The following is a 22833-nucleotide window of genomic DNA, read 5'->3' on the forward strand; positions in this document are numbered from 1 at the left end:
GCCAGCTTCACTCTGTGTGGAGACGTGTACTGTCTGGAGCTGGCCGGCGACGAGGACGCCTTTGCGATCTGTGAGGCCGCCTCGGCGGCCTCGGCGGTCGACCGCGTTGCCCCTGGCCTCGCAACCGCCCGCGGAATCGATGTCGACCGCGTGGAGACGCTGGCCTACACCCGCGCCGCCAGCGACCTCATAGCTCGAACCGACGCCGATATCGAGGCCGCCACGCTCGCACTCGAAGCAGCAACCTTCGACCGCACCGGCTCGGTTGCGGTTCGGGCCCGCGATGTCCGGAGCCAAACGGGCTGTAGCACTCAGACGGCCGAACGCCAACTGGGATCGGTCCTCGTCGACCGCGGGTTTACGGTCGACCTCGACGATCCCGACCACGAACTCAGAGTCCTGTTTTCGAGTGGCACTGTCGACGGCGAGCAGCGAGACGTCTGTCTGCTGGGCTGGCTGGCCGCAGAAAGCACGCGGGATTTCGGGGAGCGTCGACCGACTGATCGACCCTTCTTCCAGCCGGGAAGTATGGACCCACTCGACGCCCGCGCGTTGGTGAACATTGCGGGTGCTGGACCGGAAACAACGGTTCTCGATCCGATGTGTGGAACGGGCGGGGTGTTGTTGGAGGCCGGACTCGTCGGGGCGCGACTCGTGGGCGTCGACGCCCAGTGGAAGATGACCCGCGGCAGTAGGGAGAACCTAGAGGCACTCCTTCCGGCGGATGTCGACGCGGAGATCGTTCACGGAGACGCCACAGCACTACCGTTAGTCGACGACTGTATCGACGGCGTGGTGTTCGACGCCCCCTACGGTCGACAATCAAAGATTGCGCGACACGAACTCACGGATCTGGTTGGGGGTGCGCTGAGCGAGGCCCGGCGGGTGGCTGATCGGGCGGTCGTCGTGGCAGATCGGTCGTGGGAGGACGCAGCGAGCGAGGCGGGCTGGACCGTCGACCGGCGGTTCGAGCGGCGGGTGCATGGCACACTCGTTCGACACGTCCACGTGTTGTCGGCAGAATAATTCGTGCTGTCGACTGACTGACGCCGGATCGAAGATCCGTCCCGTTTAAGCCGACAGCCTGCCGACAGCCCACAATGACGAATCAGGACCTTATCGAGGCGCTCCGGGCGGCCGACGCCGTCCAGTACGGCGAGTTCGAACTCTCTCACGGCGGCACCAGCGACTATTACGTCGACAAATACCTCTTCGAGACCGACCCCCACTGTCTGGAACTGATCGCCGAAGCCTTCGCTGAGAAAATCAGTGAACCGAAACTCGCGGGCGTCGCCCTCGGTGCAGTCCCACTCGTTGCGGTGACGTCAGTCGAAACCGACCGGCCGTACGTCATCGCCCGCAAGAAGGCCAAAGAGTATGGGACGGCCAAACGGATCGAAGGTCGACTCGAAGACGGTGAGGAGGTCGTCGTCCTCGAAGATATCGCCACCACCGGCAACTCAGCGATTGATGCCGTCGAAGCGCTGCGCGAGGCCGGAGCCGTGGTGAATCGCGTGCTCGTGGTCGTCGACCGCGAGGAGGGAGCCAGTGAGCGACTCGCCGAACACGATCTCGAACTCGACTCGCTGGTGACTGCGAGTGAGCTGTTAGCCGACCAATAACCTCCACAGAAGGTAGCGTATACTGTTATATTATCAGTCGACCAGTAGCGGAAGGTCACACGTTCTGTTGGGCGACGAGATCAGCCACAGCGAGCCGGCAACGGTCGCTGGCGACTAACGCGCCGTCCAGTCCTACGTCGCCTCGACCTGCGAGGGATAGCGCGATTCGGCGACGGCGAACGTGAGCGTACTCAACACGCCCATGAGCGTACCGATGGTGAGCGCAAGCGCTAGATCAGGCAACGAGAGCGTGACGATCCCGTCGACGCTGGGGAGGAAAAAGCCCGACAGGCCGTAGAGGACGATCCCGATGGCGACCACATAAAAGGGAGCGTTGAGGTATCGCCAGCGGAACCGGTCGGCGAGATACTCGTCGGTGACTTGGCCGAGGCTGCTGGTGATGCCAGCCGCGGCGAACCACTGGATCGCGCCGTGGACGAACGCCGCGCCAGCGGTGACGATCTCCAGCGACGGGCCGGTCGTCGAGTCGACGGTCTCGACCATCGAGACCCCCTGAACGCCGCCGACGATGATCAGCGCGAAGGCGACGATGTAGGTGATCAGCGTGGCTCGCCCGGCGTACAGCCCGTTTCGGAGGCGGTCGACGGTGGTGTCGATGGAGTCTTCGAGGCCGAGCCCTCGGAACAGCGAGTAGAGCCCCACGAGCGCCGACAACAGTCCGAGGACGACTGCCCCAGCGACATCGAAGATTCCTGCGATGACGACAAGTGGGTAGATGAGGAGCAGAATTCCGAGCGGAACGAGAATTGTGCCCCGCGTTTCGGGGTCGGCCAACACCTGCTTGATCGTGTAGTACATCGATTCGAGGTTCTGGGCCTGTCGAACGACCACCCGCCGGACGCCATCAATCGGCATCCGCGAGCGGATCACGGGGACAACCGACTCGTCCTGTGCGCCATCGGTAATAATGATCGCGCGGACCTCCTCGCCGGTCTGAAGGCTGGCCAGCGTGGTGTCGACCTCCTCGCCGACCGTCCGGTTGGCCCGCACGTCGTTGCCCTCAACCCCGGTGACGACGGCGACTTCGACCTCCTCGGTGCCCTCCTCGCGGAGCGCCTCGTAGGTCGAGAGTCCCTGAAACATCACGTTGACGTCGGAGTCCTCTGGATCGACCGTCGCCAGGGCGACGGCGGCCTCGCGGACCGCCTCGCTCCCGACGACCGGCGTCGACAGCCCGGTCTTCCGGCCAACGTCATCGTCGAGGTCGACACAGAGGACGAGCAGCATTCGTGTGGTGATACGTGAGCAGTCCGTTAAGACTTTTCTGGGACCGATTGGTGAGCAGTGTCACACTGCGACCGGCCGTTTCGGACGCTTTTTGTGGCCACAGGCGGTAGAAGGGTCAACTGATGATCTCTAAAGGCTGTGAACAGTGCGCCAAAGGCGGAAAGATGGTGCTTTTCGTCTACGGTTACTGCGACCAGCGGGACTGTTTCTACTGCCCGCTCGGTGAAAACCGCAAGAACGTGACCGATGTCTACGCCAACGAGCGCAAAGTCGAGACAGACGAGGACATCATTACGGAAGCCCACCGGATGGACGCGCTCGGCACCTCGATCACCGGCGGCGAGCCACAGGAGGCGATGGAAAAGACCTGTCGCTACCTCCGCCTGCTGAAAGACGAGTTCGGCGAGGACCACCACACCCACCTGTATACTGGGATCACGGGTGGCCGCGAGAACATGCGTCGACTCTCGGAGGCTGGCCTTGACGAAATCCGATTCCACCCGCCGTACGAACTGTGGGGCGATATGCACGGCACCGAGTGGGAGGAGATCCTCCACATCGCCCGCGAAGAGGGACTCACGCCCGCCTTCGAGATTCCCGGCATCCGCGCCGAAGAGGAGTTCCTCGAATTCCTCGACGAGGGTGCGGCGGAGTTCTGCAATATCAACGAGTTCGAGATGAGCGACGGGAACTTCCGCCGGATGAAAGAAGAAGGCTACGAGCTACAGGAAGGCCACATGTCGGCGGTCGACGGCTCGAAGGAGGCAATTCTCGACACGATGGGCGACCACGAGCGGGTCTACTTCTGTACCAGCGTCTTCAAGGACGCCGCCCAGCATCGCAATCGGCTCAAGCGGATGGCCAAAGTCATTCGTCGGGAGTTCGACGAAGTGACCGACGACGGGACGCTTGTCTACGGCAAAACGTGGGAGTCCGCCGAGCGACTCGATGAACTCGGCGTTTCCGAGGAGTTCTACACCGTCAAATCCGACCACGTCGAACTGGCGTGGTGGCTCCTCGAAGAGATGGTCGACGAAGGCGACGTACCCAAAGGCGAAATCGTCGAGCAGTATCCAACCGTCGACGGGACGGTTGTCGAGCGGACGCCGCTGGCGTAAGTTATTTTTGAGTATTGCTGTGGCAGCGGTGCGGTAGTCGCTGGCTACTGATCCGTGACGAGCGACTGGAAGGAGCGAGGAACGTTTTAGTCCAGGTTTTTCCGACGGAGCGAGCGAAAGCGAGCGACGGAGTAGAAAAACGTGGAACTGTGGAGTCAGTCGACAGTCATCTGCACGTAACAATGAGAAGTCGACGTACACGCACCCCTAATGGTCACATAGCTTCATTGTCAGCGCTACCAGCCCATCTGATGAGCACGATACCGAGAGACACAGTATAGCTCCGTATCTCAGATAGTGCTCAGACATATGAAACAGATTACTACTACTCAGCGCTCTCGACGTGCGGTACTCCGGGGAATCGGCACGGCCGGATTGACCATTGGACTCGGAACCGGAATCGGGTCGGCACAGCCGGATGAGACGCCGAACGGCCGGGGGAACGAAGGCGCTCAAAACGGGAGTCGACCGGGCCACCAAGAGTTCGACTGTCCGGAGGGGATGGACCATCTCGGCACCTTCGAGTTCGTCATGCTGGAAGACGACGAGGGCACCGTCATCGACTGCTATTTCGAGCAAAGCGAGGGCGATACGTTCCCGATCACGATCACCGACTACGAAAGCAAGGAGGGCGAAGACTGCGAACCAATTACGGTGACTTACGAGTCCGAGACCCACACCGTCGGGCAGGTGTCGTCATTCGGTGGGATGGACACCCACGTCGACGAGGAGCCGGACGGCGTCTATGAGTCGGACCTCGAAAACCCGGGCGGCCAGCAGGCGGCAATTAGTCTCATTCACTTCTGTGGCACCGAAACAACAGCCGACACCGGCGAAAACAGTACTGCAAACGACACAGAGACGAACTGACGTCGCATCGGTTTCGATTTTTACCGTACGGTATATCGCAGTCACACGAGTGGGAGCGAGTTACAGTAGCGAAGGGAATAGTAACTGGCAATTAAACATCGGTAAATGTGGGATAAATTCATATGCTCCTGTCCAACTCGGTTTTATTGGGTGATAAAACATGATAAATAGGAAATTCGGTTATCCGGGCACCATGTTTTAGATCGCCAGCAACTATGAAACCAACAGACGAAACCGGGCAAACGTCACGACGCAGCGTGCTACGAGGAATCGGTGCAACCGGAATTGCAACTGGAGTCGGTGCGGGAATCGGTGCGGCAAAGCCGGACAACGGTCGTCGACAGGGTGCCGAAAAACGAAAGGAAAACCGTCCGGGCCACAAGGACTTCGCCTGTCCAGATGGCATGGAACACCTCGGTACGTTCGAATTCGTCATCGAAGAGGACGACGAGGGCAACGTCATCGACTGCTACTTTGAGCAGACGGAGGGCCAAGAGGGTCTGGTCACGATCACCGGCTTCGATAGCAAGGCAGACGAGGAGTGTGAACCGATTACGGTGTACTACGAGTCAGCGACACACACAGTTGGGCAGATCTCAGCGTTCGGCGGGATGGATACACACGTCGATGCGGAGCCTGACGGTGTCTACGAGTCGGACCTCGAAAATAGAGGAGGCCAGCAGGCGGCGATCAGTCTGCTTCACTTCTGTGGCACAGAGACAGTCATCGAAGAACCGGTCGAAGAACCGATCAACAGTACGGACTAAGCCGCCAGCAACCGACCAGATATTTTTTTGATCGGCTAGAAGCCGAAGAATGGGACGAATCGGAAGACGAGATAGGCACCGACAGTCGAGATCAGCGGGACGACGTTCTGCATTATCACCACGCGGGCGGTGGTCGACGGGTTGAACAGATCGGATGCGCTCGGGATGTCTTCGGGGTTTTCTTCGCCGATTGGCGGGAGCGGTTCACCCTCCGTGTCAGCGGCGAGCGAGCCAACCGACATCCGCGTTTCACCGGCCTTCTCCGAGATCGATTCACGGGAGGCCCGCATCGTTCGGGTTGCCCGTCCCCAGCCGAGACCGATAATCGACATCGTGGCGATGACGACGAAACTCGCGGGGATACCGATTGCCGAGAGACCGACGACGAGGACCGCACTGACAGTGGCGACGACGATGGCGGCGGTCAGCGGCAGCTGGGTGATGTCGCTGCCGAGCGTGTCGAGCGTTCGGCGGGCGATGGTGAACGCGCCGATACCGACCGCAACGCAGGCGATGATGATCCCCGTATTCATTTCGAGAGCGCCACTGCCGACCAGCGGCGCGATGGCGTTGGCGACGTTACTCGTCCCGGAGCTGAACGCCATGATACAGCCGATTCCGATGACGACAGCGGTGCCAAACAGCTCCCGTCTGGTCGTTCCGGGACCGAGACTGACACTCGGGAGTAGGTTAGAGCGGTCGACGGTCAGAAGCTTCCCCTCACTCTGGGCAAGAGCAATCCGGCGGTTGAGCGCTGGATAGAAGTTGCGACCGATGACCGCAGAGATCCAAAAGCCGATGACGGGCGCGACGAGCCACCACGAGACGATTTTGCCCATCACGGCCCAGTCGAGGGCACCGCTGGCGAGGCCGAGACCCGCAATCGCGCCGACTGCGGTCATCGAGGTCGAGGCCGGGACGCCGAAGACGTTGCCGACGAACAGCGCGAGGCCGATGAAAAACAGCACCGTAATACTGGCCGGAAGCGTGAAAATCGCTGGATCGGTCACCAGTTCGGTGCCGAGGGTGTCGACGACGCGGCGGCCGATTGTCCACGCACCGATGAAAAAGAAGATGCTCATCAGTCCGGCCGCAATCGTCTTCGAGAGCGCCCCAGCACCGACTGCTGGCCCGAAGGCGGGTCCCGTCGTCGACCCGCCAATATTGTACCCGACAAAGATCGCTACGACCACACCGATAATTAATAATACTTCAACCACAGTAGCTGTCTCTTGCTTCTGATGCCGGTTAAGTCGTCGGATGTTTGGTTGGTGGCCGACAGGCGAGGTTTTTGCATCTCGGTCGACGACGCTCTGTATGCAGACACTGACCGAAAAACGAGTGTTCGGCACGAAGTTCGGGACCACCGAGCTGTTCGTCGCCAGCGAGACCGGCCTCGTTGGTGTGACCGTCTCGGCCGACCAGATCGGCGAGTTCGGTCTCGCCCACCGCGATCCCGTCAATTCGGTCGCAGTCGACGACCGAGGCGTGCTGATCGGAACCGAAGACGACGTGCTCTACAGTGATCGCGATGGGGACGCAGACGCCCAACGCGCCCAGTCGCGGGCGTTCTCACCGGTTACCGAGACGCCATTCGGTCACGCCGTCGCGGTCGGTTGGGGTCCAACCGGACCGATTGTGGCCGACAGCGCGGGGCGAATCTCCGGCTCCGTAGACGACCCGAAGTGGGCCACGGTAGGCGACACCGGGGATGTCCGGGCGGTCGACGGTGGGCTGATCGCTGCGGCCGATGGAGTCTACCAACTCACCGAGGACGGACTGGCCCATGTCGGTCTCTCGGAGGTCCGGGATGTCGCCGGCCATGGCACACCGATGGCGGCGACCGCCGACGGCCTGTTCGCACTCAGCAACGGGTGGCGGACGATCCGAGAAGGGGCGTTCGACCGCGTCGCCAGCGATGGCCACGGCCACGCGCATGCAGTCGGCGCGACAGGACTCGTGCGGCTCAGCAACGACGATGGGAGCGACTCGGTCGTCGACGGGTGGAGCGAGGACGAGCTACCTGTCGACTCGCCGGTAGTAGACGTTGCCTACGGCAGTGGGATCGTCGCCGCGATCACCGACAACGGCACGCTGTGTGTCGACGCGGGCGACGGCTGGCGACACCAACTCCTCGGTGTTGGAGGTATCAGCGAACTGGCTATTGGGCCGGGACAGCGCGTCGACTAACTGATCGTAGCGGCGGACTAACACCGAAACCGGGTTTAGGTGGGACGGAAAAAGGGGGGTATGACCACAATCGTTCCTGCCTCGACATCCCAAGCGCTCGCGGCGTCGCTTGCGGACGAAGGAGTCGGCTCGCTTACCGTGCCGAGCTACGACCGATTTGCCGACGGCGAGACGCTGGCCGCCGTGCCGGAGTTTGATGACGACGAAGCGATTATTGTCGCGTCGACGGCGACCAACGACGCCCATATCGAACTGCTCCAGCTGCAGGATGCCGTCCGCGAGGCCGGTGCGGAGGACGTGACGACCGTCATTCCGTATCTGGGCTACGCCCGTCAGGACAAGGCGTTCACACACGGCCAGCCGATTTCGGTGCGGGCAATGGCGAAAGCGATCAGCACCGGCACCGACCGCGTGTTCATGGTCGAGCCACACGAGCCAGCCGTCGCGGAGTTCTTTACTGTGCCGACCGAAAGCATCGACGCCGCTTCTCTATTAGCAGAACCACTTTCCGACCTGCAGAACCCGCTGTTTGTCGCCCCCGACGAGGGCGCAATCGAGTTGGCGACGACGACGCGGGATGCCTACGGAAGCGGCGACGTCGACTACTTCGAGAAGGACCGCGACTACGAGACCGGCGAGGTCGAACTCACACCAAGCGACGCCCCCGTCGAGGGTCGGGATGTCGTGGTCGTCGACGATATCATCGCCACCGGCGGCACGATGAGTGGGGCCATCGAGGTGCTCAACAGCCGGGACGCGGGCCGCGTGTACGCGGTCTGTGTCCACCCGGTGTTGGCCGCGGCCGCACTGACGAAACTTGCAGCCGCGGGCGTCGAGCGCGTCATCGGCACCGACAGCCTCGAACGCGCGGTCAGCGACGTGAGCGTGGCTCCGGCGATTGCGGCGCGCCTCGACGAGTAGCCAGCAGGCGGAGCCGTGGCAGGAGTTCGGTCAGTCCCATCGCGTAGAGACCGAAGTAAAGGGCAATCGCGCCGAGTGCACAGAGCCAGAGCCCAAAGGTAAGCTGGCCGGTCGAGACGGCCTCGATTGCGAGTAGATCGAGATAGAGCCCCAGCGTCGACAGTAGACTCGTGCCGACCGCAAGGGCGAGTATTTCACCGAGGACAGTAATCAGTTCGAGCGGCAGTTTTGTCATCACCAGCCCCGGAGGCGTGAACTGTCCTGAACGTTTCGCTCAAGCAGGGCGGGAGTCGGAACTGCTTTTGGGGTCGACCGGCCACTGACGAGTATGGCTGGACGATACGGTGAACTCGACTACTCGACGGCGGTCAAAAACGGCATCCTCATCGGTGGGGCCCTGATACTGCTCGGCTTCCTCGGCGAGTCGACCGGACATCTCATCTTCGGCGACCTGACCGGGACGCTTAATACGGCGTTTACTGCCATGGAGTTCGGCGGTGTCATCGTCGCTATGATCGCCGTCTTCATTTTCGGTGTCGCACTCCCACTCACCGAGTAACGTAGCCAACGAGCAGTCGACTGAAACGAGTACTGCGAGGCAATCGGCACTCTCCTGCCGTGATCACGGTATGACGGCCGAACAGCCACCAACGTTCTTTATTAGTGCGCCGAAAAGGGGAGCTATGAGTTCGAAAACCATCTTCGAGAAGATCGTCGACCGAGAGATCCCGGCCCGAATCGTCCACGAAACCGAGACCACGCTCGCGTTCCTCGATGCCCATCCGCTGGCCCCCGGCCACACGCTGGTCATCCCGAAACAACCCTACGAACACCTCCAAGACCTCCCACCAGAGCTCTCGGCGGATCTGTTCGAGACAGTCCACGAGTTGACTCCCATCGTCGAGACGGCAGTCGACGCCGACGCGACGACTATCGGTATCAACAACGGTGAGGCCGCAGGCCAAGAGGTGCCCCACGTTCACGCCCACATCATCCCCCGGTTCGAGGGCGACGACAGCGGCCCCATCCACGCCATCGCAATCGATTCGCCGGATATCTCCGACGAGGAACTCGATGAGATCGCCGACGCGATTGCCAGCGAGTAGTCCACCAGCTCTTTTCGTCCCCGTCGACACGCTACACGCACTGAGCCACGCTAGTTGACAATCCATAATATAAAAAATCCATACAATATTCAAAATTTGTTGATTATGCAACCATTATACTTGTCACTGGGGTATAATTACGGGACGACATGCCCTCCACGAGTGCCCGTTGCCCCGATTGTGGCAGTGCTATCTATACCGATTCGGACGAACAGCTGTGTGAAGACTGCGGACTCGTCGTCGAGACCGACCGCCTCGACCGAGGTCCCGAGTGGCGGTCGTTTGCCGACGACGAGACCAACCCCAAGCGAACCGGCTCGCCACTCACCGTCGCCAGACACGACCGCGGCCTGTCGACCGAGATCGGCTACAGCTCGGATCTCACCGCGGCGAAACGCCGCCAGTTTGTCCGGCTCCGCCGCCAACACAACCGCGCCCGGATGGGCGACAAGCGAACCCGGAATCAGGTCCACGCCTTCACCCGAATCAAACATATCGTCAGCAACAAATCCCTCCCCACGCAGGTCCGAGATCACGCCTGTTCGCTGTTTCGCTCGGCCCAAAACGAGGACCTGCTCCGCGGGCGATCTATCGAAGGGTTCGTCGCGGCCTGTCTGTATGCGGCCTGTCGACTGGAGTCGATTTCCCGGACAATCGACGAGATAACCGAAGCCTCTCACAGTAGTCGCGAGGAGTTTCAGGCCGCCTACGACGCGCTCAACCGGGATCTCGGTCTCCCGGTCGAACCGACCCATCCCCGAGAATACCTCCCTCGGTATGCCGACCGACTTGACCTGTCGAGCGGGATCGAACGCCGCGCGCGGGAACTGGTCGACCGAACCGAAAAAGAGGGGATTCTCAACGGCCGGAACCCGAGTGGGGTTGCCGCAGCCTGTCTGTATGCAGCGGCAAAAGAAAACGACGCCGACCTCACACAGAGCGAGGCGGCATCGGTTGCATCCGTGACACCGGTTACGCTTCGGACGACCTATCAGGAACTCGGTTCCTGAATCGGTTGGAATTCGACACAGTGTCGAGACCGCCGATGGGCTGCGTCTAAAGTCGTGTGACGACCCACCCCACGACACAGCCACGGTCAGCGCATCTCGTCGACACCACCGAGGGAGTTCGAACCGCCAAGAGCAGTTCGGAACACTCCCATCTATCCATGTTGCCACCTATGTAAAAAGTACACACGTGATACTTATCTGAGGATACTGATTAGTCCGTGAAATTGATAGTATGGGTTTCCATATACAACCGAAAAGGTCGCTTATACGGTTTCTTCTGGCAGAATGTACACGTTAGTCCCATGTTTGAGGACGGGGACAGTGTCGTCCGGTTCGAAGTAGTCGGGTCGACTGACCGTTTTGGCTTCGTACGTTTCGGGATCGAGAATCTGGACAGCGTGTTCGTCCTCGACAGTGACGACAGTGGTGTCGACGGCGTCGTCGAGGCGACCGATCTTTTCGACATCCGGGGTGGTACCGTCTTCGTGGCTGGCCTCGTAGCGCTCGCCCGAGAGGAGACGTTTGCCTTTGAGGCGGTCGTGGGCGCTCGTGACGAGCACTGGCCCCTCGTCGTCCTCGGGGACGATCACGTCGCCGGGGGTGTATTTCGGGAGTCGGGCGACGAAGGTGACCCGATACACTTCGTTGCCGTCGCCGTCTTCGGTGACGAGCGTCGGGTAGTCGTGGACGGTGCCGCCGAACCGATCGGTGATCCGGTTGGCGGTCGCCTGACCGAGTTTGTTCGTCGACAGTTTGACGTTGGGTCCGGCCTCGTTGCTCCGGTCGACCGTGGTAATGAACGCCTCCCTATCTCCATCTTGCTCCTTTTTAGCGACGTAGGATTCGGCGATCTCGATGGCTTCGCTGGCCTCCTCAGGTCGAACCGGACGGTCCTCGGCGCGTATTTGGAGGATACTGGCGAAGTAGCCGCCGGCTATCCGGCCACACCGGTCACAAACTTCCTTGGCAATGCGGACCGGGACGACCAGTTGTTCACTGATCGGGGTGCCACGGACGACACCCGAGAACGTACAGTGCATTCGGATCGTCGTCTCGTCGACCTGTTCGGGTTCGACACCCCATTCGATGTCTTCGGCGTTGATGTGGATCGAGAGTGCCTCGCTGACGGCGTCGATGGCGACATCAGTGTAGTCGACAGCACCCAGATCGACCCACCGGTTGCCGCGGTGGACCGCGCCACACCGACCACAGAGTGTCACCTGAACGCGGTCCGGGGCGTCGATCAGGTCGAAATCCTCGAAATAACAACCATCGCAGAGCACTGCATCCGCCTCGCGTGGCTCGCCGGGGCGTGGCTCGGCCCGCTCGGCGACCGGATCGCCACACTGCGGACAGAAATCGCGTGACTCGCTCATGGGCCCTCTATGGCTGTCGACCGGTTAAACAACGCGACACTCCGTCCGATCTGTGATCGAGTACCACACTCACTGTTCGAGGAGGTCGATAGCCTCCCTGTCTGTGACTTGGCCGAACTCCCGGTAGTGGCGGCCGACTGCCTGGAACGGACGCGGTTCGTCGACGATCACCACGCGGTCGGCCTCGTCACTGAGTTCGGCGCGTGCGGAGGGTGGGGCAACCGGCACCGCGAGGATCACTTCCGTGGCGTCGGTCGCCTGCAGTTGGCGGAGGCAGGCCATCGCGGTCGCCTCGGTTGCGATGCCGTCGTCGACCAAGACCACGCGTTTGCCACTCACATCGGGGAGTGGCTCGCCGCCACGGTAGTCAGCGATCTTCTGTCGGGCGACTTCGGCCTCCGTGTCGCGTTCCTGTTGGATGTAGTCGTCGCTCACCCCGAGTTGGTCGACGAGGTCGTCGTTGAGCCAGTAGCTCCCGTCGCCAGCCACCGCACCGATAGCGAGTTCGGGGTTCGATGGCGCACCGAGTTTGGATGCGACGACCACGTCGAGGGGAACGTCGAGGCGGTCGGCGACCGCGCGGCCGACGGGGAGTCCGCCGCGGGGGATCGCACAGACGAGGTCGGCGTCGACGCCCATTTCGACCAGCCGGGCGGCGAGCTGTTGGCCACCTGTTGTTCGGTTGGTGAATGCCATGATCTAGAAATTGGATCCGTGGGTGCAAATAGCTCAGGACCATGTGGTTGGTGGACACAACGACAGCCGCCTCCGGTAGGGTTTAACGGATTGAAGGGTTAGTTGTAGGTATGAAATGGTCGACCGATTGGGGACTGCGTGGCCGAATGGGACTGACAATGTTCCTTCTGTTCGCCCTGTATATCGTATTTATAGGAATTCTCGTCACAGTTACCAACGCTGGAATGTTGACAATTGTTGTCATGATGGGGGCGTTCTCGTTCGTCCAGTACTTCTTCAGCGACAAGATGGCACTGTACAGCATGGGTGCGCGGGTCGTCGACGAAAACGAGGAACCCGAACTCCATCGGATGGTCGAGCGGCTCTGCCAGCAGGCAGATCTGCCGAAGCCACAGGTCGCAGTTGCTGACTCGCAAGTTCCAAACGCGTTTGCAACCGGCCGGAACCAAAAGAACGCGACGGTCGCCGTCACGACCGGGCTGATGCGAACGCTCAATCAGGAAGAGTTGGAGGGTGTCATGGCCCACGAACTCGCCCACATCAAAAACCGCGACGTGATGGTAATGACGATTGCCTCGTTTTTGTCGACAATCGCGTTCATTGTCGTCCGGTGGGGCTGGCTGTTCGGCGGCAATGGCCGGAATCAGGCCCCCGTCTACGTGGCCATCCTCGCTTCGCTTGTCGTCTGGGTGATTTCGTTTTTCCTGATCCGGGCGCTCAGCCGCTACCGCGAATACTCCGCCGACCGCGGTGCGGCCTCGATCACCGGCAACCCTGCCGCGCTCGCCTCCGCACTGATGTCGATCAGTGGGCGAATGGACAAGGTTCCGCAGGATGACCTCCGAGAGCAGGCTGAGATGAACGCCTTCTTTATCATCCCGATTCGGTCGGGTTTTATCGGCAAGATCGCAAGCACGCATCCACCCACTGAAAAACGGATCGAGAAACTCCGCGAACTCGAACGCGAGCAGGAACTGGCCTAGTCAGCGCCACCGGACGTTCGCTTGACCGGGCATAACGTCTTTCATTTTTCGCGTGGACGGGCTACTATGAGCGACTGGTCCTCGTGGCTCAAATCAAACCAAGCCATGGCGGTAATCGTACTCATCTTCGGCGGCTTTGTCGCCATCGCCACGCTCGCACTCGTGGTTGGACTGGTGATCACGCTGTCGGGAATCAATGCCGGGCTCGGGTTTAGTGCGCTGTTTATGCTACTGATGCTCTGCTATTTGGGATTCCAGTACGTGCAGGACGATCTCGACGGAGAAACCACTCAGCCAGCAGACACCGAGGCGGTCGACCCGGTTACCGAACTCGAAGGACGGTACGTCCGTGGCGAACTCAGTGACGAAGAGTTCGAACACCGACTGGAGACGATTGTCGAAACCGAAGACAAGATCGACCGAGCCGCAGAGACGGACGACGAGCCAGCCCGAAGCCGGGAAGTCGAAACCGAGACGCGCTAACGCTACTCTATGCTTCGATGATCTCGTCGACGTCGTCTTCGGGGACCGTGAGCGTGCCGTCGACTGTCGTTACTGCCCGTCCACCCACCCAAACGAACCCATCGCTGCCCGCACGCTCCAGTCGTACCCGAACCAGTCCACCCCGGTCGAGGAACTGACCCTGCTCGAAGCGGAGTTCGTCGTCGAGTTCGTCGAACGCCGCCGAGCCGACCGAATCCAGATACGCCGCACAGGCTCCGCTTGCAGTGCCCGTAACTGGATCTTCGTCGACCCCGACCGCGGGGGCAAAAAACCGACCGTGAGCAGTTGCGTCGGTCGACAGGGTATCGAACGTGAAGACGTAGATCCCGGCCACGTCGTGAGCCTCCGAGAGCCGTTCGATGGCCGCGAGATCCGGTTGGAGACCGCCCAACGACTCCAAGAAGTTGATCGGAACGATCAACACGGGTAGCCCGGTCGAGGCGCGGGCGACCGGGATATCCGCACCGACATCCTGCAAGGTTGCTGGGTCGGTACCGAGGGCGTCGGCCAATCGGTCGTAGTCGATATCGCATTCGGTGACCGTCGACGACTCCTGTTGCATCCAGACGGTGCCGTCATCGTCGATCTCGACCTCCAAGACGCCGCTGTCGGTCTGGAGGCTGTGACTACCGGCCTCGATGACACCCTCCTCGTGGAGCAGTGCGTGGGCGGCAATCGTGGCATGGCCACACAGCGAGATCTCCTGTGTGGGCGTGAAATACCGGAGTTGTCTATCGGCCTCCGCTGAGGAGGATAGAAAGGCGGTTTCGCTGACCGAGAGTTCGCGGGCGATTGCCTGCTGCTGGTGGTCCGAAAGCCCCTCGGCGTCGGGGATCACGCCTGCGGCGTTGCCCGACAGCGGGTCGGTCGTGAAGGCGTCGACAAGCGCCATCCGTCGTGTAGGCATTGGCAGACAGAGAGACTACCGGGTGAAAAGAATTGCGCGGCTACTCATCAGTCTGGAGCCGAATCACGTTTTCTCTGCCAATGCGGAGCTTTTCGACCGTTCCGTCGTCGGCCAGCTCCGAGAGCACACGGGAGGTTTTGGATTTCGACCAGTCGAGAGAGTCGACGATATCGGCCTGTTTCAGCTGGCCGTCATGTTGGTCCAGAAGGTCGACCACCTGTGTCTCGTTGGTTACGAGGTCGTGGCCACGCGGGGTCGAATCAGCGCTAGCATCGGTCTGCGTGGCTGTCGCTTCGTCGGACTGTCGGTCAGTACTATCGGTCGGTGGCTCATCGGTCGACCGCGTGCGCCGGACTGCCAGCACGCCGAGCGAGACGAGCATAGCGAGACCGATCACGCCAGCGACCACGCCGGTGGTCCCGCCCGGCAGCGTGCCACCTTCGCCGCCAGTCGCCCCGGCTTCGGGTGCCGCGAGGAGTTGCGGACGACCGTCTGCGAAGTCCTCGCGTCCGTTCCACTGGACGACACCGCCTTCGGCCTCATCAGGAGTCGGGTCGACCTCGGCGATCCGATAGCCATCGGGCGCGGCGAGTTCGAGTACGTCACCCTCGCCAATATAAAAACCACCGGCGAACACGTCGCCGACGGCCAGCTTCCCATCGGTTTCAGCAGCAAACCCCTCCCAGCGGAACTGGAAGCTGACAACCCCCCAGCGGCGGGGGACCTCCTGGATAGTCGTCGAGGCCTCGAAGTCGACCGCCCGCATCTCACGGTCGTACTGGTCGGCCGCTCCGTCGACGACCGCGGTCATCCGCTCTTCGAAGGGGTCGAGATACCGACTGGAGTTATCGGCGAACTCGGCCTGAAACGACTCGTACTCGTCGACGTCTTCAGTGGTCGCGAGCCGCGTGCGGAACCTGATCGTCCAGACCGCGTCGCCGGTGGACTGGAGGGCGATCCGGGTGACGGTGTTGTCGGGCTCGGGCTGGTCGGCCTGCAGCTGGTAGGGGCCGGTGTGGTCGGTCGCGGCCGCCCCCGCGGCGATCAGGCCGACACAGACGACAATCAAGAGGCCGATCCAAACGAGACGGCGTCGCATTGTCGGCCGTACTGTCTGGTAGACATTAAACAATCGTATTGTCTAGCGCTCGCTGCCAGTTACGTGCTGTTTTTATTTTAGTTACCGGTCGACACTGGCCGGATAGAACCGTCCAGAACAGTATAGAATCGTCCAGAACAGTCCCGAATCGGGTAGAAACGGCCGGAATCCGGCAGTACGGCCGTCGGTATATATACTGGTCGGGAAACTGGGGTAAACTGATGAGAGTAACACAACTGCTTGCCGTGCTGGTGGCGTTGAGCCTCGTGGTCGGCTCGGTCCCCGCCGCCGCAATGGCGAGCACAGCCTCGGTCAGCACACCCCAACTGAACCAAGTTCAGGACGAGACGAACAGCACCAGCCAGTCGAACAGCACGAACAACACTGATCAGTCCGACGAGACGAACACCACCAACCAGTCGGATCGGCTGCGTGCAAGCACGGGCCAACAGCTTTCGACCGTGCTCGAAGTCACCGATGACGAGGTAACTAACGCTATTGAGGAGTCCTCGGCTGAAGCCGCCTTTGCGTCGGCGGCCGAGACCGAGCGAGCCAGCCTTCTGGCCTCGCGGGCGTCGACACTCCGTGATCGCACCGCCGAACTCGTCGACGACCGACGTGCGGCGACCGCTGCCTACGAGAACGGAACCCTCTCGGCCAGCGAGTACGCCCAGCGGATCGCCGTACTGAGCGGCCAAGCCTCGACGGTCAGTGTCGCTTTTGATCGGCTCGACCAGCGAGCTGCAAGCGTTCCAGCAGCCGAACTGGAGGCTGCGGGCTACGATGCTGAGGCGAACGCCGAGGCACAAAGCCGGCTGCAGTCGCTGACCGGCTCCAGTGCGCGAGCCCTACTCAGTCAGTATACGGGCCTCACCAGCGGCGAGTTCAGCGTCGACCGCGCCGACGGCGTCTCCATCGAGGTCGAAAGCGACGACGGCGAACAGAGCCGCGAGTTCGAGCGTGACCAGCCCGGCGACGGCAGCTTCGTCATCAGCCAACGCGAGGCAGTCACAACCGCCCAAGACGCGTTGTCGACCGACCGTGACGGCGAGTGGACGCTCCAGTCGGCCGAACGCGACAGTGATGGCTACTTCGAACTCGAATTCGGCTTCTCCGGCCCGACCCACACGGGCGAAGCCGAAGTGAGTGTCGACGGCCAGACCGGCGAGATCTTCGAGTTCGAAGAGGAGCTCGAACCGCGTGATCTGGACGATGACGACGACGCAGAAGACGAAACATCGCTCTCGATCACGGTTGTCTCGGGTGAGCCAGCCCCCGGCGCAACGGTGACACTACAGGTGACCGCGGCGGGCGAGCCGGTCGCCGGTGCCGAGGTCGAAATCGACGATCAGATCGTCGGGACGACCGACGACAACGGCCAACTGACCGTGACACTGCCGGACGATGACGAGGTCGACATCGAGGTCGAAGACGGCGACCGAGAGGGCGAACTGGAACTCTCGCTCGGAGCCGACCGCGAGGAAGCTGACGACGATGACGACGAAAATGACGGAGACGAAAGCGACGAGCTCTCGGTGAGTGTCGTCTCTGGAGATCCAGCACCGAACGCGACGGTCACTATCGAAGTCACACAGAACGACAAGCCGGTTGCGGACGCCTCGGTGACGGTGAACGACGAGCCTCTCGGAGTGACCGATGAGAACGGCCAGCTCACGATTACGCTGCCCGACGATGAGGAGGTCGACATCGAAGTCGAGTCCGGTGACAGCGAGGGCGAACTCGATTTCGAGTTCGAAACCGATGAGCAGGATCGAGAAGACGATGCTGACGAAGCGGACGATGAGGATGAAGACGAGGATGAGGACGACGATGACGACGAAGACGTTGAGGATGAAGATGACGACGAAGACGTTGAGGATGAAGATGACGAGGATGACAACTAATGGCTGAGCGTCGACTCCGTACGGTGGCACTCGCAGTCACAATGGTCGTTCTCGTGGCGACCGGCGGCTCGGCTGTCGCCGCAGCCAGTTCGGCAGCAACGACGGCCGAGAACCCGACCGAACCAGCGTTCGTCGTCGACCTCCAACCGGATGGCGACGCGACGGTAACGCTGGTTGTAGTCTACGATCTGGCCGACGACAGCGACCAGCAGGCCTTCAATGCGCTCCGGGACGATCCATCCGAGATCACCAGCGAGTTCGAGCAGCGACTCTCACAGATCGCAGCCCGGACCGCCACCGAGACCGGCCGTGAGATGTCAGTCAGTGGTGTCGAGGCTGGGTTCGAAACCGTCGACGAACGGGGTGTTATCAGAGTCTCCGCACAGTGGCAGCAGCTCGCAGACGTCTCGGGCGACCAGCTGACACTCAGCGAGCCGTTCGCCAGCGAGTTCCAACCGGACCGGCTGTTCGTGGTCAACTCACCGGAGGGCTACGAACTCACCGAAACAAGCCACGCGCCAGCCGAAGGGACCGACGGCTCTGCACAGTGGAGTAGTGGAGCAACCCTCTCGGGATTCAGCACCACGTTTACGGCCGATGGATCGGCCAGCACGGATGAATCGCTGCCGACACCCTTGGCGACACTACTCGCGCTGGGGCTCCTGACCGCGGTCGGCTACGCTGGCCGACAGCGGCTCCGCCAACGGTAACGCTCACGATAAATTGCACGCAGGCTGTTGTTTTTTGTCGACCTACTGGGCGTCGAACATCCCGGTCGACATGTAGCGTTCGCCGCTGTCCCAGTAGACCGTGATCACGAGTGGGTCGTCGGTCTCCGACTCAGCGAGTCGCTCGGCAACACGTTTGGCCGCGAGGTTCGAGGCCCCGCTGGACTGGCCGACGAAAATGCCTTCCTCGCTGGCGAGCCGTCGACACTCGGCTTCGGCCGCCGGAGCCGAGACGATCTCGACACCATCCAGTAGATCGGTCTCCAGATTCGGGCTAATAAAGCCGGGACCCATTCCCTGAAAACTGTCGCCGGTGGGTTCTTCGCCCGAAATAACGGCCGAATCGTCGGGTTCGACGGCGATGATCTCGATTCCGGGGAACTCCTCTACTAATCGTCGACCGATTCCGGTAATCGTGCCACCGGTGCCGACACCTGCGACGAGTGCGTCGACCGTCCGGTCGCCGATCTGGTCGAGGATTTCTAGCCCCGTCGTCTCGTAGTGAGCCTCGGGGTTGGCGGGATTGTCGAACTGGCGGAGTTGGATATACCCTTTTTCGGCTTCGAGTTCGTCAGCCCGATCTTTGGCCGTCGAGATGTCGCCGTCGACGAGTTCGAGTTCTGCGCCGTAGGCCTTCATAATCGAGCGGCGCTCGGGGGATTTCGAGGCTGGCATCACGATCTGGACGTCGTAGCCTTTGGCGGCACCGACCATCGCCATCCCGATTCCGGTGTTACCGCTTGTCGGTTCGACAATAGTATCGCCGGGCGAGAGTCGACCTGTCTCCTCTGCGTCTTCGACCATCCAGAGTGCGGGTCGGTCCTTGGCCGAGCCGCCGGGGTTCCGCGATTCGAGTTTGGCCGCAATCGTCGCGCCGTCGGGGGCGTCGACTTCGACCAGTGGCGAGCCGATGGTGTCGAGAATACTGTGGTCCATTATGTCACTATACTCTGCGATGGCCTAAACGCCTAACGGACGACTATAGTTATCGACCGACTACGTTCAGAGCCGGGGAGGTTTTAGTGGTCGCTGGCGAACCGAAAGGTATGGAACTACAGACGATGCAGCCCAACACGGAGTGGGAGCCAGCAGGCTTCCAAGAGTCAGTTGCCGCGCTCGGAGCCGACGACTACACCTTCCACGTCTGGGGTGGTGACTGGTGTATTGACTGTCAAGAGCAACTGCCGGATTTCGGTGCGGCACTGAAGGCAGCGGGCGTCGACCCCGCCGACGTCCACCATTATCCTGTTGAGAAGGAAGACGACGGCTCGAAAACCGGCCCCGGTGTCGAGGAGTACGGTATCGAGTACATCCCGACAGTGGTCGTCGAACAGGATGGCGAGGAGATTGCCCGGTTCGTCGAATCCGAGGCGGTTCCCATCGCGGCCTATCTCGGCAAAGAGCTGCAGGCACCGACCAAAGAGTGATTGGCCGGTGGTAGGCAGTGCCTACGGCCAGTTTACATCGGTTTTACGGCCAGTTTCCGCCCTCGGTGTAGGCGTCGACGACGCGATCAATGGCGACGACGTAGGCGGCCGTCCGGAGGGAGTCGAGGTCTTTTGTGTCGTAGGTATCGATTAGCCCGTCGAAGGCCTCGCAGATCACCCGTTCGAGTTCGTCGTTGACTCGCTCTTCGGTCCACGAAAACCGTTGGCGGTTCTGAACCCACTCGAAGTACGAAACCGTAACCCCACCAGCGTTGGCGAGAATATCGGGGACAACGTAGGTATCTTTTGCCGCGAACACGCGATCAGCACCCGGCGTGAGCGGGCCGTTTGCGGCCTCGACGATGACGTCTGCACGCACCTCCTCAGCCAGCGATTCGTTGATCGCGTTCTGGAGTGCCGCCGGGATGAGGAGGTCGACGTCCAGCGTCAGTAGTTCCTCGTTGCTTAGCTGTTCAGGAGCGTTGTGTTCGGTAACTGCGCCGGTTTCGAGCTTCGTCTCGGCGACCGCGGCGGCATCTAACCCCTCGGGATTGTAAATCGCGCCGCCGGAGTCCGAGACGGCGACGACAGTCCCACCCGCCTCGTCGATAAGACGTGCAGCAATCGATCCCGCGTTGCCGTAGCCTTGGATGGCGACCGTTGCGTCCGCAAGATCTCCACCAAGCCAGTTGAACACCTCGCGTGCGGACAGCATCACCGACCGTCCGGTCGCCTCGACGCGGCCCGCCGAGCCACCGGAGTCGATTGCTTTCCCCGTGATGACACCCGGTGCGGTCGTGTTCTCTAAGGTTTCGTAGGTGTCTTTGATCCAGTTCATTTCCCGCTGGCCGGTGTTGACATCCGGGGCCGGGATGTCTTTGTTCTCTCCAATTATGGGGCGGAGTTCGGCCGCAAACGAGCGTGTGAGTCGCTCTAGTTCGCTTTCGCTGTACTGTTTTGGGTCAATGATGATTCCCCCTTTCCCGCCACCGTACGGGATGTCGACGACCGCACATTTGTACGTCATCCAGCCGGAGAGTGCTGCGACCTCGTCGCGGTTGACACCGGGATGGTAGCGGATACCACCTTTGTACGGTCCCCGATCACCGTTGAACTGCGAGCGGAACGCCCGGAACAATTCAATCGAACCGTCGTCGAGTTCGACCGAAAGCGTGGTTTCGAGGATACGCTCGGGATGTTTCAGCCGTTCGAGCACATCCGACCGGACGTCGACGTGCTTGCCAGCAACGTCGATCTGCTCCTGAAGGCTCTCGAACGGGTTGACATGGTCAGCCATAGCTAGACCGTTTTAGTGGATTGCTGTTAACAGTGTCGCACAGCTTTCAAGGGCTGAGAATTAGCCGCCATACGCAGCCTATGTCGTCCCGGTCCGCACTGGAACGTCGACGCGCCAGCCGAGCAGTCCAAGCAGTGCGAATCCGAAGGCGTTGAGCGAGCCATGGAATCGAACCATCCGCGACAGACTAACCCCAAGCGGATCGATTCCGGAAACCACCATCACTGCGTAGGCGAGGGCCAACAGCATCGAAACCGGGAGTGCCAGCGCTGAGCCGACGAGACAGAGCCCCTGAACTCGGGAGCGGTCGGGGACAACCCGGACCACGACGTAGCCACCAAACACGGCAACTGTTGTGGTGAACAGGCCGACCGCAACGAACTCGACGAGCGGTGAAAACGAGATGCCGACCGCAATAATCGCTGGCCCGAGGAGGATAACCCCGGTGAGTAGCTGAAACCCACGTCCGGGAGTCCCAACTGCGCGACCAGTCAGTCCAGCGAGGACCGGGAGAACGAATCCCGCATAGTGGAAATGGATCGCTGTCAGCAGGATGATCACCGGCTCAAACCAGAAACTGATCCCGAGATGATGGAGGACGAGTGCAACCGCACCAACCACACTGTATACTAATCCGCTGTCAATTGCGGTGTCGCTTATCGGAGCGAGACCCCCGCGGTCGACGAGTCGCTGGAGGCCGACAACCCCGAGCAGCCCGGTAACGAGCAGCCAGACCACTGCCGCACCGGCCGCCACGCTGGGCGTCGAGACGAGAAACGAGGCGAGAACACAGACAGCCCCGACCGGCTGTAGTACCACAGCCGCTGGATACAGCCAGTGTGGCAGGCCCTCAACCGGCAGCGGCCCAACCATCGTCAACCCGAGTGGAACCAACACGAGCGGGGCAAGCACCACCGCCCGCTCGATAGCAGACAGCGAGCCAGCGACCACAACAGCCAGCCAGACCGCCCCACCGAACACCGCACTCAGATCGGTCAGCGCGAACCGACCGACGCTGGGCGACGATCCAACTACAGAACCGGTGGCAGAGCGAGTCATT

The 22833-nt window shown here is 61.3% G+C and carries 25 protein-coding genes; 15 read left to right on the forward strand and 10 right to left on the reverse strand.

All coding sequences use genetic code 11. The features are described from left to right. The first annotated feature begins 24 nt into the window (after positions 1-24). Together HALTADL_RS08440 and pyrE are read left to right on the forward strand one after the other, a co-directional pair. Positions 25-1026 carry a methyltransferase domain-containing protein gene (locus HALTADL_RS08440; protein WP_089670729.1) on the forward strand — a complete coding sequence of 334 codons (1002 nt, stop codon included), beginning with the start codon at positions 25-27 and terminating at the stop codon, positions 1024-1026. A gap of 74 nt (positions 1027-1100) precedes the next feature. Next, entirely contained in the window at positions 1101-1622 is a 522-nt protein-coding gene (pyrE, locus tag HALTADL_RS08445) for an orotate phosphoribosyltransferase (RefSeq protein WP_089670728.1), read from the forward strand. A gap of 132 nt (positions 1623-1754) precedes the next feature. Here the strand turns inward: pyrE and HALTADL_RS08450 are convergent, their stop codons facing one another. After that, a complete protein-coding gene (locus tag HALTADL_RS08450) occupies positions 1755-2870 on the reverse strand; it encodes a DUF373 family protein (RefSeq protein WP_089670727.1) in 1116 nt (371 codons plus the stop codon). Positions 2871-2992: 122 nt separating this feature from the next. Here HALTADL_RS08450 and HALTADL_RS08455 point away from each other — a divergent pair, with 122 nt between their 5' ends. From HALTADL_RS08455 to HALTADL_RS08465, 3 genes are all read left to right on the forward strand, one after another. Continuing rightward, on the forward strand, positions 2993-3988 hold the full coding sequence (locus HALTADL_RS08455; protein WP_089670726.1) for a radical SAM protein: 996 nt from the start codon (positions 2993-2995) through the stop codon (positions 3986-3988). 309 nt (positions 3989-4297) lie between these two features. Next, positions 4298-4858, forward strand: coding sequence for a hypothetical protein (locus HALTADL_RS08460; protein WP_089670725.1), 561 nt, complete (start codon positions 4298-4300; stop codon positions 4856-4858). A gap of 215 nt (positions 4859-5073) precedes the next feature. Further along, complete coding sequence (locus HALTADL_RS08465) at positions 5074-5625, forward strand: hypothetical protein (RefSeq protein WP_089670724.1); 552 nt, start codon at positions 5074-5076, stop codon at positions 5623-5625. A gap of 35 nt (positions 5626-5660) precedes the next feature. On the opposite strand, the gene HALTADL_RS08470 is transcribed toward HALTADL_RS08465, so the two are convergent. Next, positions 5661-6845: an inorganic phosphate transporter gene (locus HALTADL_RS08470; protein WP_089670723.1), complete on the reverse strand. Its 1185-nt coding sequence runs from the start codon at positions 6843-6845 to the stop codon at positions 5661-5663. Positions 6846-6942: 97 nt separating this feature from the next. Between HALTADL_RS08470 and HALTADL_RS08475 the strand changes: the two genes are divergently transcribed. Both HALTADL_RS08475 and prs read left to right on the forward strand, forming a co-directional pair. After that, a complete protein-coding gene (locus HALTADL_RS08475; RefSeq protein WP_089670722.1) occupies positions 6943-7815 on the forward strand; it encodes an HVO_0234 family beta-propeller protein in 873 nt (290 codons plus the stop codon). Positions 7816-7875: 60 nt separating this feature from the next. Then, positions 7876-8736 carry a ribose-phosphate diphosphokinase gene (gene prs, locus HALTADL_RS08480; RefSeq protein ID WP_089670721.1) on the forward strand — a complete coding sequence of 287 codons (861 nt, stop codon included), beginning with the start codon at positions 7876-7878 and terminating at the stop codon, positions 8734-8736. Here the strand turns inward: prs and HALTADL_RS08485 are convergent. Continuing rightward, on the reverse strand, positions 8687-8971 hold the full coding sequence (locus HALTADL_RS08485; RefSeq protein ID WP_089670720.1) for a hypothetical protein: 285 nt from the start codon (positions 8969-8971) through the stop codon (positions 8687-8689). The genes prs and HALTADL_RS08485 overlap by 50 nt on opposite strands. 93 nt (positions 8972-9064) lie before the next feature. Here HALTADL_RS08485 and HALTADL_RS08490 point away from each other — a divergent pair, with 93 nt between their 5' ends. From HALTADL_RS08490 to HALTADL_RS08500, 3 genes are all read left to right on the forward strand, one after another. Continuing rightward, positions 9065-9295 (forward strand): DUF7860 family protein, encoded by a 231-nt coding sequence (locus HALTADL_RS08490; protein WP_089670719.1) that lies wholly within the window; start codon positions 9065-9067, stop codon positions 9293-9295. Between the two features lie 124 nt (positions 9296-9419). Beyond that, positions 9420-9842 carry an HIT family protein gene (locus HALTADL_RS08495; protein ID WP_089670718.1) on the forward strand — a complete coding sequence of 141 codons (423 nt, stop codon included), beginning with the start codon at positions 9420-9422 and terminating at the stop codon, positions 9840-9842. Positions 9843-9991: 149 nt separating this feature from the next. Continuing rightward, complete coding sequence (locus tag HALTADL_RS08500) at positions 9992-10852, forward strand: transcription initiation factor IIB (protein WP_089670717.1); 861 nt, start codon at positions 9992-9994, stop codon at positions 10850-10852. A gap of 263 nt (positions 10853-11115) precedes the next feature. Here the strand turns inward: HALTADL_RS08500 and HALTADL_RS08505 are convergent, their stop codons facing one another. Further along, on the reverse strand, positions 11116-12228 hold the full coding sequence (locus HALTADL_RS08505; protein WP_089670716.1) for a 60S ribosomal export protein NMD3: 1113 nt from the start codon (positions 12226-12228) through the stop codon (positions 11116-11118). Between the two features lie 69 nt (positions 12229-12297). Continuing rightward, on the reverse strand, positions 12298-12924 hold the full coding sequence (locus HALTADL_RS08510; RefSeq protein WP_089670715.1) for a phosphoribosyltransferase: 627 nt from the start codon (positions 12922-12924) through the stop codon (positions 12298-12300). 110 nt (positions 12925-13034) lie between these two features. Between HALTADL_RS08510 and htpX the strand changes: the two genes are divergently transcribed. Beyond that, complete coding sequence (gene htpX, locus HALTADL_RS08515; protein WP_089670714.1) at positions 13035-13907, forward strand: zinc metalloprotease HtpX; 873 nt, start codon at positions 13035-13037, stop codon at positions 13905-13907. A 66-nt stretch (positions 13908-13973) separates the two neighbouring features. Then, positions 13974-14390 carry an SHOCT domain-containing protein gene (locus tag HALTADL_RS08520; RefSeq protein ID WP_089670713.1) on the forward strand — a complete coding sequence of 139 codons (417 nt, stop codon included), beginning with the start codon at positions 13974-13976 and terminating at the stop codon, positions 14388-14390. 7 nt (positions 14391-14397) lie between these two features. Here HALTADL_RS08520 and HALTADL_RS08525 read toward each other — a convergent pair whose 3' ends face one another. Both HALTADL_RS08525 and HALTADL_RS08530 read right to left on the reverse strand, forming a co-directional pair. Beyond that, positions 14398-15318: a PhzF family phenazine biosynthesis protein gene (locus tag HALTADL_RS08525; protein WP_089670712.1), complete on the reverse strand. Its 921-nt coding sequence runs from the start codon at positions 15316-15318 to the stop codon at positions 14398-14400. 40 nt (positions 15319-15358) lie between these two features. Then, positions 15359-16417 (reverse strand): helix-turn-helix transcriptional regulator, encoded by a 1059-nt coding sequence (locus tag HALTADL_RS08530; RefSeq protein ID WP_089670711.1) that lies wholly within the window; start codon positions 16415-16417, stop codon positions 15359-15361. Between the two features lie 221 nt (positions 16418-16638). Here HALTADL_RS08530 and HALTADL_RS17345 point away from each other — a divergent pair, with 221 nt between their 5' ends. Both HALTADL_RS17345 and HALTADL_RS08540 read left to right on the forward strand, forming a co-directional pair. Beyond that, complete coding sequence (locus HALTADL_RS17345; RefSeq protein ID WP_143054104.1) at positions 16639-18321, forward strand: DUF7096 domain-containing protein; 1683 nt, start codon at positions 16639-16641, stop codon at positions 18319-18321. Then, a complete protein-coding gene (locus HALTADL_RS08540; protein ID WP_089670710.1) occupies positions 18321-19031 on the forward strand; it encodes a DUF7345 domain-containing protein in 711 nt (236 codons plus the stop codon). The genes HALTADL_RS17345 and HALTADL_RS08540 overlap by 1 nt, the downstream gene beginning before the upstream one ends. 42 nt (positions 19032-19073) lie before the next feature. On the opposite strand, the gene HALTADL_RS08545 is transcribed toward HALTADL_RS08540, so the two are convergent. After that, on the reverse strand, positions 19074-19985 hold the full coding sequence (locus HALTADL_RS08545) for a PLP-dependent cysteine synthase family protein (protein WP_089670709.1): 912 nt from the start codon (positions 19983-19985) through the stop codon (positions 19074-19076). A 110-nt stretch (positions 19986-20095) separates the two neighbouring features. On the opposite strand from HALTADL_RS08545, the gene HALTADL_RS08550 reads away from it, so the two are divergent. Then, entirely contained in the window at positions 20096-20476 is a 381-nt protein-coding gene (locus HALTADL_RS08550; RefSeq protein ID WP_089670708.1) for a thioredoxin family protein, read from the forward strand. Between the two features lie 43 nt (positions 20477-20519). On the opposite strand, the gene HALTADL_RS08555 is transcribed toward HALTADL_RS08550, so the two are convergent. Both HALTADL_RS08555 and HALTADL_RS08560 read right to left on the reverse strand, forming a co-directional pair. Next, positions 20520-21773: a Glu/Leu/Phe/Val family dehydrogenase gene (locus HALTADL_RS08555; RefSeq protein WP_089670707.1), complete on the reverse strand. Its 1254-nt coding sequence runs from the start codon at positions 21771-21773 to the stop codon at positions 20520-20522. 78 nt (positions 21774-21851) lie between these two features. Next, positions 21852-22832, reverse strand: coding sequence for a YndJ family protein (locus tag HALTADL_RS08560; RefSeq protein WP_089670706.1), 981 nt, complete (start codon positions 22830-22832; stop codon positions 21852-21854). Between the last annotated feature and the right edge of the window lies 1 nt (position 22833).

Source organism: Halohasta litchfieldiae (assembly GCF_002788215.1).
Lineage (GTDB): Archaea > Halobacteriota > Halobacteria > Halobacteriales > Haloferacaceae > Halohasta > Halohasta litchfieldiae.